This window comes from Enterobacter sp. A8, assembly GCF_004296595.1.
Lineage (GTDB): Bacteria > Pseudomonadota > Gammaproteobacteria > Enterobacterales > Enterobacteriaceae > Enterobacter > Enterobacter cloacae.
The window spans coordinates 78,356-93,282 of sequence record NZ_SCMF01000007.1; the positions used below are offsets into that span (position 1 = coordinate 78,356).

General features: G+C 59.1%; 15 protein-coding genes. 4 read left to right on the plus strand and 11 right to left on the minus strand.

The features are described from left to right. Window positions 1–22: 22 nt before the first annotated feature. Window positions 23–1,264 (plus strand): bifunctional glucose-1-phosphatase/inositol phosphatase, encoded by a 1,242-nt coding sequence (agp, locus tag EQV24_RS21255; protein ID WP_013097203.1) that lies wholly within the window; start codon window positions 23–25, stop codon window positions 1,262–1,264. A gap of 32 nt (window positions 1,265–1,296) precedes the next feature. On the opposite strand, the gene EQV24_RS21260 is transcribed toward agp, so the two are convergent. Together EQV24_RS21260 and wrbA are read right to left on the minus strand one after the other, a co-directional pair. Beyond that, on the minus strand, window positions 1,297–1,524 hold the full coding sequence (locus EQV24_RS21260) for a YccJ family protein (RefSeq protein WP_008499832.1): 228 nt from the start codon (window positions 1,522–1,524) through the stop codon (window positions 1,297–1,299). Between the two features lie 18 nt (window positions 1,525–1,542). Beyond that, window positions 1,543–2,139 carry an NAD(P)H:quinone oxidoreductase gene (gene wrbA, locus EQV24_RS21265; RefSeq protein WP_013097202.1) on the minus strand — a complete coding sequence of 199 codons (597 nt, stop codon included), beginning with the start codon at window positions 2,137–2,139 and terminating at the stop codon, window positions 1,543–1,545. Between the two features lie 391 nt (window positions 2,140–2,530). Between wrbA and EQV24_RS21270 the strand changes: the two genes are divergently transcribed. Continuing rightward, window positions 2,531–2,701 carry a general stress protein gene (locus EQV24_RS21270; protein ID WP_013097201.1) on the plus strand — a complete coding sequence of 57 codons (171 nt, stop codon included), beginning with the start codon at window positions 2,531–2,533 and terminating at the stop codon, window positions 2,699–2,701. A gap of 120 nt (window positions 2,702–2,821) precedes the next feature. Continuing rightward, complete coding sequence (locus EQV24_RS21275; RefSeq protein WP_114519442.1) at window positions 2,822–3,715, plus strand: DMT family transporter; 894 nt, start codon at window positions 2,822–2,824, stop codon at window positions 3,713–3,715. Window positions 3,716–3,750: 35 nt separating this feature from the next. On the opposite strand, the gene rutG is transcribed toward EQV24_RS21275, so the two are convergent. The 7 genes from rutG to rutA are packed head-to-tail and all read right to left on the minus strand — an operon-like array spanning window position 3,751 to window position 9,191. After that, complete coding sequence (rutG, locus tag EQV24_RS21280; RefSeq protein ID WP_013097199.1) at window positions 3,751–5,079, minus strand: pyrimidine utilization transport protein G; 1,329 nt, start codon at window positions 5,077–5,079, stop codon at window positions 3,751–3,753. 21 nt (window positions 5,080–5,100) lie between these two features. Continuing rightward, complete coding sequence (gene rutF / locus EQV24_RS21285) at window positions 5,101–5,595, minus strand: NADH-dependent FMN reductase RutF (RefSeq protein ID WP_047024038.1); 495 nt, start codon at window positions 5,593–5,595, stop codon at window positions 5,101–5,103. A 9-nt stretch (window positions 5,596–5,604) separates the two neighbouring features. Beyond that, complete coding sequence (locus EQV24_RS21290; protein WP_013097197.1) at window positions 5,605–6,195, minus strand: malonic semialdehyde reductase; 591 nt, start codon at window positions 6,193–6,195, stop codon at window positions 5,605–5,607. A 9-nt stretch (window positions 6,196–6,204) separates the two neighbouring features. Further along, complete coding sequence (rutD, locus tag EQV24_RS21295; RefSeq protein ID WP_048972204.1) at window positions 6,205–7,005, minus strand: pyrimidine utilization protein D; 801 nt, start codon at window positions 7,003–7,005, stop codon at window positions 6,205–6,207. A 7-nt stretch (window positions 7,006–7,012) separates the two neighbouring features. Then, window positions 7,013–7,399: a pyrimidine utilization protein C gene (gene rutC / locus EQV24_RS21300; RefSeq protein ID WP_013097195.1), complete on the minus strand. Its 387-nt coding sequence runs from the start codon at window positions 7,397–7,399 to the stop codon at window positions 7,013–7,015. Between the two features lie 11 nt (window positions 7,400–7,410). After that, on the minus strand, window positions 7,411–8,100 hold the full coding sequence (rutB, locus tag EQV24_RS21305) for a pyrimidine utilization protein B (protein WP_013097194.1): 690 nt from the start codon (window positions 8,098–8,100) through the stop codon (window positions 7,411–7,413). After that, complete coding sequence (rutA, locus tag EQV24_RS21310) at window positions 8,100–9,191, minus strand: pyrimidine utilization protein A (RefSeq protein WP_013097193.1); 1,092 nt, start codon at window positions 9,189–9,191, stop codon at window positions 8,100–8,102. Before rutA ends, rutB begins: the two co-directional genes overlap by 1 nt. Before the next feature lie 242 nt (window positions 9,192–9,433). On the opposite strand from rutA, the gene rutR reads away from it, so the two are divergent. Continuing rightward, complete coding sequence (gene rutR, locus EQV24_RS21315; RefSeq protein ID WP_013097192.1) at window positions 9,434–10,072, plus strand: HTH-type transcriptional regulator RutR; 639 nt, start codon at window positions 9,434–9,436, stop codon at window positions 10,070–10,072. A gap of 68 nt (window positions 10,073–10,140) precedes the next feature. Here rutR and EQV24_RS21320 read toward each other — a convergent pair whose 3' ends face one another. Further along, entirely contained in the window at window positions 10,141–10,530 is a 390-nt protein-coding gene (locus EQV24_RS21320; RefSeq protein ID WP_044158640.1) for a lysozyme inhibitor LprI family protein, read from the minus strand. A 101-nt stretch (window positions 10,531–10,631) separates the two neighbouring features. After that, the gene (gene putA, locus EQV24_RS21325) at window positions 10,632–14,603 is read right to left on the minus strand and encodes a trifunctional transcriptional regulator/proline dehydrogenase/L-glutamate gamma-semialdehyde dehydrogenase (RefSeq protein WP_130627028.1); all 3,972 of its coding nucleotides are present in this window, start codon (window positions 14,601–14,603) and stop codon (window positions 10,632–10,634) included. Window positions 14,604–14,927 lie beyond the last annotated feature (324 nt).

Sequence of the window (14,927 nt, forward strand, 5' to 3'; positions counted from 1 at the left end):
TAAAACGAGTGAGGAATTAGGGATGAGAAAAGCACTACTCGCGGTGGCCGTAGCCGGTCTCTTTTCAGCAGCCTCCGGGGTGCAGGCGCAAGAGACGCCGGAAGGGTATCAGCTGGAGCAAGTTTTAATTATGAGCCGTCACAACCTGCGCGCACCGCTCGCCAATAACGGCAGCGTGCTGGAGCAGTCCACGCCAAAGCAATGGCCTGAATGGGAAGTGCCGGGCGGTCAGCTCACCACCAAAGGTGGCGTGCTGGAGGTTTACATGGGGCACTACATGCGCGAGTGGCTGGCCCAGCAGGGGATGGTGAAGACGGGAGAATGTCCACCGGCGGAGAGCGTTTATGCTTACGCCAACAGCCTGCAGCGCACCGTGGCCACCGCGCAGTTCTTCATTACCGGGGCTTTCCCGGGCTGCGACGTGCCTGTGCACCATCAGGACAAAATGGGCACCATGGACCCAACCTTTAATCCGGTAATTACCGATAACTCGCCGGAATTCCGCGAAAAAGCGCTCAAGGCGATGGAGTCCGAGCGGCAGAAAATGCAGCTTGGCGAAAGCTATAAGCTGCTGGAGCAGATGACGAACTACGCCGATTCGCCGTCATGCAAAGAGAAAAAAGTCTGTTCACTGGCAGACGCGAAAGATACCTTCAGCGCCGACTACGAAAAAGAACCGGGCGTTTCCGGGCCGCTGAAAGTGGGCAACTCGCTGGTGGATGCGTTCACGCTGCAGTATTACGAAGGCTTCCCGGCCGACCAGGTGGCCTGGGGAGAGATTAAAACCGACCAGCAGTGGCGCGTATTGTCGAAGCTGAAAAACGGATATCAGGACTCGCTGTTTACCTCAACCGAGGTGGCGCAAAACGTCGCCAAACCGCTGGTGAAGTATATCGATAACGCCCTGGTGACCGATCAGGCAAAAGCGCCGAAAATCACCCTGCTGGTGGGGCATGACTCCAACATTGCCTCTCTGCTGACGGCGCTGGACTTCAAGCCGTACCAGCTGCATGACCAGCAGGAGCGCACCCCAATCGGCGGCAAAATTGTCTTCCAGCGCTGGCACGACAAAAACGGCAACCGCGAGCTGATGAAAATTGAGTATGTGTATCAGAGCTCAGAGCAGCTGCGTAACGCCAGCGTGCTGTCGCTGCAGTCTCCGGCGCAGCGCGTGACGCTGGAACTGAAGGGGTGTCCGGTGGATGCGAACGGTTTTTGCCCGATCGATAAATTTAATACGGTGATGAACGACGCGGCGAAATAAGATAATCCCCCCGCGCAGGCGGGGGGAAACGCTCAGACGTTTTTACGTTCGATGGTTTGCTCACCCCAGAAGAGCGAGTCTTTGTCCGTTTTTTCGAAGGCGCGTACCAGCACTTCATCATTGCCTTCTTCCCAAATCTGCTCTGCCAGTTTTTCATCGTATTTCGCGACTTCAAAAATGGCTTCGGCGATCTCCGGAGAGGTATTGCGTAAACTTGCCCATTCGCCCACGTGGTGAGCTTTGGATTCTTGAGTTGGCATGCTTGTCCTCCTGTTGAGTTAGCCGTTCAGTTTTTTGGCCAGACCCGCGACGTATTCACCCTGATAGCGGGCGATAGCGAGCTCTTCATTGCTCGGCTGTCGGGATCCATCGCCACCGGCAATGGTGGTTGCACCGTAAGGTGTGCCGCCACGTACCTGAGAGACATCAAACAGTTCCTGCGCGCCATAGCCAATCGGTACAATCACCATCCCATGATGAGCAAGGGTAGTCCAGGTTGAGGTAATCGTCTGTTCCTGGCCTCCGCCGGTCCCGGTGGAGCTGAACACGCTGGCGAGTTTGCCGTACAGCGCGCCAGAGGCCCACAGCCCGCCCGTCTGATCGAGGAAGGTGCGCATCTGGCCTGACATATTGCCAAAACGGGTGGGGGTGCCGAAGATAATGGCGTCGTAATCCGCCAGTTCCTGAGGCGTGGCGACCGGCGCATTCTGGGTTTTTCCTCCGGCTTTGGCGAACGCTTCTGCCTGCATGGTTTCCGGTACGCGTTTTACCACAACCTCCACGCCGTCCACTTTGTTTGCACCTTCTGCTACCGCGTGAGCCATGGTTTCAATGTGTCCATACATGGAATAATAGAGCACCAGAACTTTAGCCATTTTGCATCACTCCTCGTTTGTTTTTTCTGACAGCGAATCGCTGCGTTCATTTAAAGATATGACATCACAGCCAGACTGCAAAAATGAACGGCATTTCTTTGATTTATAACAATATGCTGACCATCGCGGCTTGTAGCAAAATGAAACATTTTTACCGCCGACGATTTTTGAAATGATAAGAAAGGCTTATGAATGACCGCCGCGTTTTCTCACCCAAAAGACTGAGATCTTGTTGCAGAATATTAACTACAGCTTGCCGGATACCCTCAGTCCACTAAGCTTAGTTTCACGCGGCACAGATAAAGGCACTGTCCTTTAGCCGCGAGGTGAAAGAATCCTCTTTTACTGAATGCAATATGATGTCTAATGTTTCACACACTGGAGGTTAGAGATGGCAAACCATCGTGGTGGTTCAGGTAATTTCGCCGAAGATCGTGAAAGAGCATCAGAAGCAGGCCGTAAAGGTGGCCAGCATAGCGGGGGTAATTTTAAAAATGACCCTCAGCGCGCATCTGAGGCTGGCAAAAAAGGGGGTAAAAACAGCCATGGCGGCAATAAGTAAGTCGCCGGGTTGAAAGACCTCTGCCGCCGGGATCTCCCGGCGGTTTTTTTATTTCTGTAACATTGAACTGCAATCAAAGGCATCGCACACTAGTCCCTTCATTCTACGTTCTGGTGCCTCATGTCTGTTTCTCGTTTTACCTTCTCCGTCAAACCTCAGGAAGCGATCCTCATTCTGATCACCATGTTCTGGGGCGGAACCTTTCTCGCCGTCCAGTATGCGGTCACCCTGAGCGATCCGTTCTTCTTTGTCGGCCTGCGCTTTGCGACGGCAGCGATTGCCGTGGGGTTGATCTCGTTGAAAACCCTGCGCGGACTGACCCTTCAGGAGCTCAAGGCCGGGGTGGCGATTGGCGTGGCGATTGCCATGGGGTATAGCCTGCAGACGTGGGGGTTACAGTCAATCTCCAGCAGTAAATCGGCCTTTATCACCGCCATGTATGTGCCGCTGGTGCCGTTACTGCAATGGCTGTGTCTGGGACGCCTGCCGGGTGTGATGTCCTGCATTGGTATTGTGCTGGCGTTTATCGGCCTGATTTTGCTGGCCGGGCCGGAAAATAACCTGCTGGCAATGGGGCCGGGCGAGATCATTACCCTGGTGGGAGCCATTGCGATTGCCGCGGAAATTATCCTCATTAGCGCCTGGGCCGGGAAGGTCGACGTTAAGCGCGTCACGGTGGTACAGCTTGCCACGGCGTCGCTGGTGGCGTTCGCGACGATGGTTCCGGCAGGGGAGTCGGTTCCGCCGATGTCTGCCGGGCTGGTGGTGGTGGCACTGGGACTGGGTATTTTCAGCGCCATTATTCAGGTGACCATGAACTGGGCACAGCGCAGCGTGTCGCCGACGCGGGCGACGGTGATCTACACCGGGGAGCCGGTCTGGGCGGGGATTTTTGGACGCATTGCCGGAGAGCGCTTACCGCTGCTGGCGCTGGTCGGCGCGGCGTTTATCGTTGTTGGGGTGCTGGTGAGTGAGCTAAAGCTCAAAAAACGACGTAAGGCGATTGCCGGGTAAGCGCAGCGTCACCCGGCAAGTAAGGGGGACTTATATCAGGTGGAGGGGGTGATGGCTTCCCCTTGCGCTTCATCCCCTTTCCGGCGGCTCAGCAGGGCATTAAGCAGGATCGCCCCAAAGGTCGCCGTACCAATCCCGCCAACCGTAAATCCGCCCAGCGTCAGGGCAAAATCACCTGCACCCAGCACCAGCGTGACCGCCACCATAATCAGGTTACTGTTCTGGCTGAGATCGACGCGATGCTGTACCCAGATGCGCGCTCCCGCCACGGCAATCAACCCGAACACCACAATCGATGCGCCGCCGATGACCGGCGAGGGAATGGTGTGGATCAGCGCACCAAATTTAGGTGAGAAGCCGAGCAGCATCGCCATGACCGCCGCCGCCACGAACACCAGCGTGGAGTAGACTTTCGTTACCGCCATCACGCCAATGTTCTCGGCGTAGGTGGTGACACCGCTGCCGCCCACCGACCCGGAAAGCATCGTCGCCAGGCCATCCCCGACAAACGCGCGCCCCATATACGGATCCATACTGCGCCCGGTCATGCCCGCCACGGCCTTCAGATGCCCTAAGTTCTCCGCCACCAGGATCACCGCGACAGGGGCGATAAGCATCATCGCCTGCGTGTTAAAGGTTGGCGACGTGATCTGCGGCAGACCGAACCAGGCAGCCTGATGGAGCAGGGTAAAGTCGACAGGCTTGCCGAAACCAAAGACATTGGCCAGCAGGGCGTAGATCAGACAGGCCACAATCAGCCCGACCAGAATCAGCAGACGCTGGACCATGCCGCGGGTGAATACCGCCACCAGACCGATACACAGCACGGTGATCACCGCCATCCAGCTCTCAAACGGCGAGCCGGAGACACTCTTCACGGCAATTGGCGCCAGGTTCAGGCCAATCGCCATCACCACCGCGCCGGTAACCACTGGCGGCATCATTCGCTCGATCCAGCGGGTTCCGATCTTCATCACTACGACGCCAATCAGGGTATAGACCAGACCACAGGCGATAATGCCGCCGAGGGCGACGCTGAGGTTGGGGTTGATCCCCTGACCGTTAAACCCGGTGGTGGCGATGACCACGCCGACAAAGGCGGCGCTGGAGCCCAGATAGCTGGGCACGCGCCCGCCGGTGACAAAAAAGAACAGCAGGGTGCCAATACCCGACATCAGAATGGAGAGATTGGGGTCAAGGCCCATCAGCATCGGCATCAGCACCGTTGCTCCAAACATGGCAACCGCGTGCTGCACGCCCATCACCAGGGTTTGCCCGAGCGGGAGCCGTTCATCCGGCGCGACCACGCCAGGTTCTGTAGAGGTCGATTTCAACTGCCAGTGGGGAAATCCGAACATTGCCATGAGCTGCTTCCTTAAGAAGGGTTAACAGGCGGGTCGCATAAGCGCGTGGTAGCCGCGGTCAAACCACACCAGCCCCTGCGGGGCGGGGTGGCGGATAATGGACACGATGTCGCAAAACAGAATGTCGTGGGTGCCGACGCTGACCACCTGGCTGATACGGCAATCAAACGAGGCCAGCGCCTCCTCCAGACGCGGGCAGCCCGTCTCACCCATCTGCCAGCGGGCAGCGGCGAAGCGATCTTCCATCGGCGTTTTGCCGCCAAACAGGTTGGAGAGTGGCTCCTGTCCGGCGCTCAGGGTGTTGACGCACAGGGTGCGGTTTTCGCTAAACGTCGGCCAGACGGACGCGCCGCGGTTAAGACACACCAATAGCGTCGGGGGCGAGTCGGTGACGCTGCATACGGCGCTGGCGGTGAAGCCCGCTCTGCCAGCAGGGCCGTCGGTGGTGATGATATTGACCGCCGCGCCCACACAGGCCATGGCATCGCGAAAGGTTTGTTTATCGGGTGTCGTCATGATGGCTCCTTACGCCAGCCCGCAGGCGTCTTCAAAGGCCAGGCGCGGCAGACGGCCGTAGAGTTTGCCCACATCGCCATAGCCGATATTGATCAGCAGATTGCTTTTCAGCAGCGTGCCGGTGAAAAAGGCCTCGTCGACTTTTTGCCGGTCAAAACCGGACATCGGGCCGGTGTCCAGCCCCAGGGCGCGACAGGCAAAGATGAGATAAGCGGCCTGCATGGAGCTGTTGCGAAAGGCGGTCTCTTCAGCGTGCGCGGGGCTGGTGGTAAACCAGCTCTTCGCATCCCCGTGCGGGAACAGTTCAGGCAGACGCTCATAAAATTCCGTGTCCCACGCCACAATCGCGGTGACCGGTGCGGTGAGGGTTTTCTCCAGGTTGCCGCTGGAGAGTGCGGGGCGCAGCTTCTCTTTACCCTCTGCGCTGCGCACAAACACAATACGGGCCGGGGAACAGTTAGCGGAGGTAGGCCCCCATTTCATCAGGTCGTAGATCTCGCGCAGCGTCTCGTCGCTGACCGGTATGTCCAGCCAGCCGTTGTGGGTGCGTGCGCCGGTGAACAGTGAATCCAGCGCGGCAGAGGTAATGGCTTCGCTCATCGAAACTCCTTATAAAGCGGGTTCATGGCTGTGCAGCAGGCTGGCAAGCCCGTTAAGCAGCAGGGTATTAAACGTTTCCGGCTCGGTGACGTTGCAGGCATGACCGCCCTGGCGCATCACCACGCTGTGGCTGTGCGGGAGCGCCGCCTGCAGCTCAGACGAGCAGACAGAGGGCACCAGCAGGTCATCGGCGGAACAGATAAGGTGTACCGGGCAGGCGATGCGGGCGGCATGGCGGCTAAAATCGGCCTTTTTCAGCGCGTTCAGCCTGCGCAGCAGATTGTTTTTGCCCTGAAAGTGCGCCAGCGCCAGTGCTTCTTCTGCCTCCAGACGCGGTGCGCGGGCGGCCATCCAGTCTGCCGGATAGAGAAACAGCGGCTGCGCCTCTACCCACGCCTGCGCGCCACCGGCATGCAGCAGCCGTTCGCGGATCTGAAAGCAGCGTCGGGTATGGGCATTCAGCGTCAGCCAGCCGTTGACGCACACCAGCGCTTTGAGCGCATCGGGGGTGTCGAGCGCCAGTTGCAGGCCGATCAGCGCCCCCAGCGCATGGCCGACCACACAGTAGCGGGTGATGCCGACCGCGGTCAGCGCCTGTGCCAGCTCACCGGCCATCTGCGCCAGGGTGTACTCTTCCGGCAGGGTGTCAGGGTTATTGCCGGTGCCACGCTGGTCGTAACAGACCACCTGATACTCCTGTTCCAGCGCGGCTAACTGGGGTAACCAGTAGCTGCCGCCCCCGCCGAGTCCGGCAATCAGCACCACGACGGGCGCGCCGTCAAACGGGGGCGGTGAGACGGAGAGCTTCATGGCAGCCTCACTTTCCAATGTGCGCAACGGTGGCGATTTCAACCAGCGCGTCCGGCTTTACCAGCCCGCACTGAATGCAGAAGCGGGCCGGCTTATCGCCGGGGAAGAACTCCGCGTAGATCTCGTTAATCGCGGCGTAGTTTTTCCAGTCGGTGATAAAGATGCTGTTGAACGTCACATCCTCCATCGTGCCACCTGCGGTTTCGATCACGGTCTTGATCGTCTCCAGCACGTGGCGCGTTTGCGCCTTTGGGTCGTTGATAAACACCACGTTGTTGTCTTTATCAAACGGCAGGGTGCCAGAGACGTACACCACGCCATCGGCGAGCGTGCCGGGGACAAACGGCGCAATCGGCGTGCTGGTGCCCGGTGGAATAATCACGGATTTCGGCATCGTATGTCTCCTCAGGCGATACGGGCGAGCGGCGGGTTCAGGGCGTCGCAAAAATCGGCGACGTTACTGACCCAGCCAAAAAAGGTTTCGATATTGAACAGCGCCGCTTTCTGGGCAAATTCCGGCCCCGCCTGATGAGTGGCGTCTTCCAGTACCACGCCGAAATACTCGAGGAAGAAGCCGTCGCGCAGGGTCGACTCCACGCAGACATTGGTGGCAATGCCGGTAAAGACCAGATGACGAATGCCCCGGCTGCGCAGCAGGCTGTCGAGCGGCGTGTTGAAAAAGCCGCTGTAGCGCGGTTTGGGCAGCACGATATCGCCTGCCTCCGGCACCAGTTCATCCACCAGCTGATAATCCCAGCCACCTTTAGCCAGCAACTTGCCCTGCAGTTCGGGCCGTTTGCGCATGGTTTTCAGGGCGTTCGATTTGTGAAAATTGGGCGAGCCGGGGCCACCGGCTTCCACGTATTGATCGTCCCAGCCGTTCTGAAACCAGATGATGAGCATCCCGGCGGCGCGTGCGGCGGCGACGGCGGTTTTGATGTTCTCAATCACCGGCCGGGTAGCGGAGACGTCAAACCCCGCCAGATCCAGATAACCGCCGGGGCTGGCGTAGGCGTTTTGCATATCCACCACAATCAGCGCGCTCTGCGGTGCAGAAAAGGTGATGGCTTCCGGACGGGCATTAAGGGTTGTCATTACGCCACCTCCTTGGTGATGGCAGGAATGTGGGCGCGGCACTGCATCAGCGGCTGAATGCGCTCGCCGAAGGTCTCCACACCGGTGAGGAAATCGTCGAAGGTCAGCAGAACGCCTTCCGCGCCGGGAACGGCGGCCACTTCGTCGAGCATTCTGGCAACGCTGGCATACGAGCCGACGAGCGTGCCCATGTTGATATTGACAGCAGAGGTCGGGTCGGCCATCTGGCGCACGTTGGTGTCCGCGCCGGAACGGGTATCTTTCTGGCTCTGTTCGGTGAGCCAGCTCAGGGCCTCGTCGTCAGCCCCGTCCTTATAACGCTCCCATTTGGCGCGCGCGGCCTCATCGGTTTCGTCGGCAATGACCATAAACAGCACGTAAGAGCCCACATCACGGCCGGTTTTGTCGGCGGCCTCTTTCATGCGTGCGGCGGTTGGGGCGAAGGCGGCGGGGGTGTTGACACCTTTACCGAAACAGAAATTGAAGTCGGCGTATTTTGCCGAGAACGCCATTCCCGCGTCGCTCTGCCCGGCGCAGATCACCTTCATTGGTGCAGAAGGCTGCGGGCTGACGCGACAGTCATTCATGGTGAAGTAGTCACCTTTGAAATCGCTCTTGCCGGTACCCCACAGATCGCGCAGCACCTGCACGTATTCGGTAAGGTACTCATAGCGGCGCGAGAAGTACTCATCTCCCGGCCAGAGCCCCATCTGGTCGTACTCCGGCTTTTGCCAGCCGGTGACCAGATTGACGCCAAAACGCCCCCCGGAGATGGAGTCGATGGTGGAGGCCATCCGCGCGACAATGGCTGGCGGCAGGGTCAGCGTGGCGGCGGTGGCGTAGATCTGAATCCGTGACGTCACCGCCGCCAGGCCCGCCATCAGGGTGAAGGACTCCAGATTGTGATCCCAGAATTCGGTTTTACCGCCAAAGCCGCGCAGCTTGATCATCGAAAGTGCAAAGTCGAAATGGTAGTGCTCCGCTTTTTGCACGATGGCTTTGTTCAGCTCAAAGGTCGGCATGTATTGCGGAGCAGTGGTCGAGATAAGCCAGCCGTTGTTGCCGATGGGTACAAATACGCCAATTTTCATCACGAACCTCTCTTCACTACGTTGCAGGTGAACAGGGTTTTGCAAAGGGAGTGCCAGTTTTCAAAATGGCTTTGTTATTAATGTGTTAATCAATGGTTGGTGAATTGAGCGTGACAAAAGTGGACTAACTGGTCAAAAACATTGCACACAAAACAGGCATTCATGCGCGATGGGAGTGCAGAATGTCGTGGCGAGGCTGGGGTTTTGCTATGCTGTTGGCAACGCAGAATAAGGAGAGCGGGATGACACAAGGCGCAGTGAAAACAGCAGGTAAACGTTCGCAGGCGGTGAGCGCCAAAAAACACGCCATCCTCAGTGCGGCGCTGGAGACCTTTTCACAGTTCGGCATTCACGGCACGCGCCTGGAACAGGTGGCGGAGCAGGCCGGGGTGTCCAAAACCAATCTGCTCTACTATTACCCGTCGAAAGAGGCGCTGTATGTGGCAGTAATGCAGCAGATCCTGGATATCTGGCTGGCGCCGCTAAAGGCCTTTCGTCAGGAGTTCGCCCCGCTGGTGGCGATCAAAGAGTACATTCGCCTGAAGCTGGAGGTCTCCCGTGATTATCCGCAGGCATCCCGGCTGTTCTGTCTGGAGATGCTGCAGGGCGCGCCGCTGCTGAAGGCAGAGCTGACGGGGGATTTAAAACAGCTGGTGGACGATAAATCCGCGATCATCGCCGGGTGGGTCGCCAGCGGCAAACTGGCACCTGTCGATCCGCAGCATCTGATCTTTATGATTTGGGCCGCCACCCAGCACTACGCTGACTTTGCGGCCCAGGTGGAAGCGGTAACCGGAAAGACGCTGCAGGACGAAGCGTTTTTCCAGAGCACTCTCGAAAACGTGCAGCGGATGATTATTGAAGGGATCCGCGTGCGCTAGTTTCCCTCACCCTAACCCTCTCCCACGGGGAGAGGGGACTGTTCTGTGCTGTCTTTTCTCCCTCGCCCCTATGGGGTGAGAGGACAGCTTAAGTCGCCCTCTTCACACTGCATCAGCGAGGCCAGAAACGCCTCGCGTTCCACGGTTTTCTCCGTCAGGCACTGACTCATGATCATAGGCTGCACGCTGCCTCCCTCGGTACCAGAACCGATAAAATTGCAATCCGCATCGCGCAGGGCGATCCACGCCTGCTGCGCCTTTTTCAGCAGGTCACGCTGTGGGGCCGCCGCACGCTTAATGGCGGACTGATAAGTCTGGTTGAGCTTTTTATCAGCGGCCTGGTACTGCTGCGCGCTACAGGTGTTCAGTTCAAGCTGCGTAGTGGCGTTGTCGCACTCGTCGGCCAGCGCGCTGGCGCTCAGCAGCAGGGCGGCGCCTGCGAGAAATACTCTTTTCATCATCCCCTCCGTGTAAAAAAGCCGGATGCGCTGTGCTTATCCGGCCTAAGGTGAAGTTGTAGCCCCGGTTAGCGTAGCGTCACCGGGGAGAGTGTACACGATTATCCGATTGTCATCAGGCTGGCGTTACCGCCCGCTGCCGCGGTGTTGACGCTGAGCGAACGCTCCACGTACAGGCGCTCCAGCAGCAGGTTGGTTTCACCGCGAGCGAAGCCCTGCACCGAAACAATCGCCCCGCTGCGGGCCGCAACCTGCTCGCACAGTTCGCGCAGCTGATCGGAATCACCGTGGTAGATAACCGCGTCAAACGGCTGCGCAAGCAGGGCATCAGGCTTCGCAAAGTGAATGCGGGCAGAAACCGCTTTCGGCAGTTGCTTCGCCAGATCGCGGTGCAGACCGTCTTCCGGCCACAGCACTTCACAACCTGTTGCCATCGCGGCGGCCAGCTGAACCAGCGCATCCTGTTCGTTATCCGCCACGCACAGCACGCGTTCGCGCGGCATCAGCGTCCAGGTGTTGCGTTCGCCGGTAGGACCCGGCAGCAGACGCTGCGTGCCAGCCTGCGCCAGCTCGCCGTACTGCTGTGCGACAGCGCGCAGCTCAGGACGTTTTTCCGCCCAGGTGATGAGTGCTTCCAGCGGCTGCGTCAGCACGGTTTTCAGCTGGACATCCACCGGATAGTCCGCATCCTGGCGTGCCAGCGTCACGCCCAGCGCGCGCTCAGGACGGTTCGCCAGCAGACGGTACAGATAGAGCGGGCCACCCGCTTTAGGACCGGTGCCGGAGAGCCCCTCGCCGCCGAACGGCTGCACGCCCACGACCGCGCCAACCATGTTGCGGTTGACGTACAGGTTGCCCACTTTGGCACTGCCGGTGACCTGGGCGATGGTTTCGTCGATACGGGTATGCACGCCGAGCGTCAGGCCATAGCCGGAGGCGTTGATCTGCTCAATCAATGCATTCAGGTTGTTACGGTTGTAACGCACCACGTGCAGGACCGGGCCGAAGACCTCTTTTTTCAGCTCGTCGAAGCTTGCCAGCTCGATAAGCGTAGGCGGCACAAAGGTGCCGGTCTGCCACTCGCGGGCATCTTCGCTGTTCTCGCGCACGGCCTGGAACACCGGACGGCCTTTGGCACGCATGGCCTGAATGTGGTTTTCAATATTCGCTTTGGCTTCCGCGTCGATCACCGGCCCGATATCGGTGGTGAGGCGGCCCGGGTTGCCCATGCGGCACTCGGCCATGGCACCACGCAGCATCTTCAGCGTGTGGTCGGCCACGTCGTCCTGCAGGCACAGCACGCGCAGGGCGGAGCAGCGCTGCCCCGCGCTGTCAAAGGCGGAGGCCAGCACGTCTACCACTACCTGCTCGGTGAGCGCGGAGGAGTCGACAATCATGGCGTTCATGCCGCCGGTTTCCGCGATGAGCGGCGTTGGGCGGCCCTGGGCATCCAGACGGGTGGCGATGTTACGCTGCAGCAGGGAGGCCACTTCGGTCGAGCCGGTAAACATCACGCCACGCACGCGGTTATCCGCGGTGAGCTTCGCACCCACCGTTTCACCCCGGCCTGGCAGCAGCTGCACCACGCCCGCCGGTACGCCCGCTTCCAGCAGGATGTTAATCCCCTGAGCGGCAATCAGCGGGGTTTGCTCCGCCGGTTTGGCCAGCACGCTGTTGCCTGCGGCAAGCGCGGCGGCAATCTGGCCGGTGAAGATCGCCAGCGGGAAGTTCCACGGGCTGATACAGACCACAGGACCAAGCGGGCGGTGCGTTTCGTTATCGAAATCATCGCGCACCTGGCCTGCATAGTAGTGCAGGAAGTCGACGGCTTCACGGACTTCGGCGATGGCGTTGCTGAAGGTTTTCCCCGCTTCGCGCACCAGGATACCAATGAGCGACTGCATCTGATCTTCCATCAGCACCGCGGCGCGTTCCAGAATGGCGGCACGTTCTTGCGGCGGGGTGGCGAACCAGATTGGCGCGTTGTTTACCGCGCTCTCCAGCGCCTGCTCCACTTCCGCTTCCGTGGCTTCACGCACGTAGCCGACAATATCTTTTGGCTCTGCCGGGTTGATCACCGGCTGCATCTCGCCGTCTGCGACCGGCTGTTCCAGCATCGGTTTGGCCTGCCATTTCTGCAGCGCGCTGTTGAGCAGGGCAGAAGAGAGGGACGCCAGACGGTGTTCGTTGGCGAGATCCAGACCCGCCGAGTTGATGCGGCCTTTGCCGTACAGCTCGCGCGGCAGGGCAATCTTCGGATGCGGCAGACCAATCTGGCCTTCCTGAGCCGCCATTTTCTCAACGGCCTGCACCGGATCGGCAACCAGTTCGTCCAGCGGCAGGGTGGTATCGGCAATGCGGTTAACGAAGGAGGTGTTCGCCCCGTTCTCCAGCAGACGACGCACCAGGTACGCCAGCAGGGTTTCATGGGTACCGACCGGAGCATAAATACGGCACGGACGGTTCAGCTTGCCCTCTGCCACTTTACCGGTGACCTGCTCGTAGAGCGGTTCACCCATGCCGTGCAGGCACTGGAATTCGTACTGGCCCGGATAGTAGTTCTGCCCGGCCAGGGTATAGATCGCCGCCAGGGTATGAGCGTTGTGGGTAGCGAACTGCGGGTAGATCAGGTTTGGTACGCCGAGCAGCTTTTTCGCACAGGCGAGGTAAGAGACGTCGGTGTAAACCTTGCGGGTGTAAACCGGGTAGCCTTCCAGACCTTCCATCTGGGCGCGTTTGATCTCGCTGTCCCAGTAAGCGCCTTTTACCAGTCGGATCATCAGGCGACGACGGCTGCGGCTGGCCAGGTCAATCAGGTAATCAATAACGAACGGGCAGCGTTTCTGGTAGGCCTGAATAACAAAGCCAATTCCGTTCCAGCCTGCCAGTTCTGGCTCAAAGCACAGTTTTTCCAGCAGATCGAGCGAGATCTCCAGACGGTCTGCCTCTTCGGCGTCGATGTTGATGCCAATGTCATACTGGCGCGCCAGCAGGGTCAGGGATTTCAGGCGCGGGTAGAGCTCTTCCATCACCCGGTCGTACTGCGCGCGGCTGTAGCGCGGGTGCAGGGCGGAGAGCTTGATTGAGATGCCCGGACCTTCATAAATACCGCGGCCGTTGGACGCTTTACCGATGGCGTGGATCGCCTGCTGGTAAGAGACCATGTAGGCCTGCGCGTCGGCAGCGGTCAGGGCCGCTTCACCCAGCATGTCGTAAGAGTAGCGGAACCCTTTATCTTCCAGCTTGCGGGCGTTAGCCAGCGCTTCGGCGATGGTTTCACCGGTAACAAACTGCTCGCCCATCAGGCGCATCGCCATATCCACGCCTTTGCGGATCAGCGGTTCGCCGCTCTTGCCGATAATACGGTTCAGGGAGCGGGAGAGGTTCGCTTCGTTGTGGGTCGAGACCAGCTTGCCGGTAAACAGCAGACCCCAGGTGGCGGCGTTAACGAACAGCGACGGGCTGCGGCCAATGTGTGACTGCCAGTTGCCGTTGCTGATTTTGTCGCGGATCAGCGCATCGCGGGTGGCTTTGTCAGGGATACGCAGCAGTGCTTCTGCCAGACACATCAGCGCCACGCCTTCCTGGGAGGAGAGGGAAAACTCCTGCAGCAGGCTCTGCACCATACCGGCACGGCCGCTGGCGGTTTTCTGGTTACGCAGTTTGTCGGCCAGCTGATACGCCAGGCTGTGCGCCTGCGCGGCGACGGCTTCAGGCAGGCGAGCCTGCTCCAGCAGCATTGGCACGGCGTCCGTTTCAGCACGGCGGTACGCACCGGTAATGGCGGCGCGGCTGACGGACTGCGGCAGGATCTGCTCCGCGAACTCCAGGAACGGCTGATGATTCTCGTCGCCAGCAACCGGCGCGTCTTCGCTCTCATTGGCGGCACCTGCCAGCAGGGCGGGCAGCTCGGGCAGCTCGGGCAGACCTTCGTCGCTCTCAAGCCGTTCGAGATAGTTAAAAATTGCCTGCTTGATTAGCCAGTGCGGCGTGCGGTCAATGCGGGTTGCTGCGGTCTTAATCCGTTCGCGGGTTGCGTCATCCAGCTTAACCCCCATGGTGGTCATGCCCATGCCAAAACTCCTGTTGTTCTTTGATCGTGTTCGGTGGTTAGCCTGAAATATCCACCATGTTGCAACTTTGTGCAACCGTGTTAAATGTGACCCGGCTAGCAAGCTGAAAAATGAATGGATTGTTAACGGATGGTTAGCTGGAAAAAAGCGCTGGCTTCTGCATACGAAGCCTGTTTTTATGCGGTACTTAACACTTTTAAAAGGTGCAACCCGTATAAATGTGAGCGAGTGCAACCTATAGGAAAGACATATAAAACCGGGGATGAATTTGATGTAAATGCAGTGTTAAATCGTTTGTGTGCGAGCACTGCTTACGGCAGGATA

What these genes read in the sequence shown, in the direction of transcription:
- agp (WP_013097203.1), top strand. Translation starts at nt 23, where the DNA reads ATGAGAAAAGCACTACTCGCGGTGGCCGTAGCCGGTCTCTTTTCAGCA.
- EQV24_RS21260 (WP_008499832.1), bottom strand. Translation starts at nt 1,524, where the DNA reads ATGCCAACTCAAGAATCCAAAGCTCACCACGTGGGCGAATGGGCAAGT.
- wrbA (WP_013097202.1), bottom strand. Translation starts at nt 2,139, where the DNA reads ATGGCTAAAGTTCTGGTGCTCTATTATTCCATGTATGGACACATTGAA.
- EQV24_RS21270 (WP_013097201.1), top strand. Translation starts at nt 2,531, where the DNA reads ATGGCAAACCATCGTGGTGGTTCAGGTAATTTCGCCGAAGATCGTGAA.
- EQV24_RS21275 (WP_114519442.1), top strand. Translation starts at nt 2,822, where the DNA reads ATGTCTGTTTCTCGTTTTACCTTCTCCGTCAAACCTCAGGAAGCGATC.
- rutG (WP_013097199.1), bottom strand. Translation starts at nt 5,079, where the DNA reads ATGGCAATGTTCGGATTTCCCCACTGGCAGTTGAAATCGACCTCTACA.
- rutF (WP_047024038.1), bottom strand. Translation starts at nt 5,595, where the DNA reads ATGACGACACCCGATAAACAAACCTTTCGCGATGCCATGGCCTGTGTG.
- EQV24_RS21290 (WP_013097197.1), bottom strand. Translation starts at nt 6,195, where the DNA reads ATGAGCGAAGCCATTACCTCTGCCGCGCTGGATTCACTGTTCACCGGC.
- rutD (WP_048972204.1), bottom strand. Translation starts at nt 7,005, where the DNA reads ATGAAGCTCTCCGTCTCACCGCCCCCGTTTGACGGCGCGCCCGTCGTG.
- rutC (WP_013097195.1), bottom strand. Translation starts at nt 7,399, where the DNA reads ATGCCGAAATCCGTGATTATTCCACCGGGCACCAGCACGCCGATTGCG.
- rutB (WP_013097194.1), bottom strand. Translation starts at nt 8,100, where the DNA reads ATGACAACCCTTAATGCCCGTCCGGAAGCCATCACCTTTTCTGCACCG.
- rutA (WP_013097193.1), bottom strand. Translation starts at nt 9,191, where the DNA reads ATGAAAATTGGCGTATTTGTACCCATCGGCAACAACGGCTGGCTTATC.
- rutR (WP_013097192.1), top strand. Translation starts at nt 9,434, where the DNA reads ATGACACAAGGCGCAGTGAAAACAGCAGGTAAACGTTCGCAGGCGGTG.
- EQV24_RS21320 (WP_044158640.1), bottom strand. Translation starts at nt 10,530, where the DNA reads ATGAAAAGAGTATTTCTCGCAGGCGCCGCCCTGCTGCTGAGCGCCAGC.
- putA (WP_130627028.1), bottom strand. Translation starts at nt 14,603, where the DNA reads ATGGGCATGACCACCATGGGGGTTAAGCTGGATGACGCAACCCGCGAA.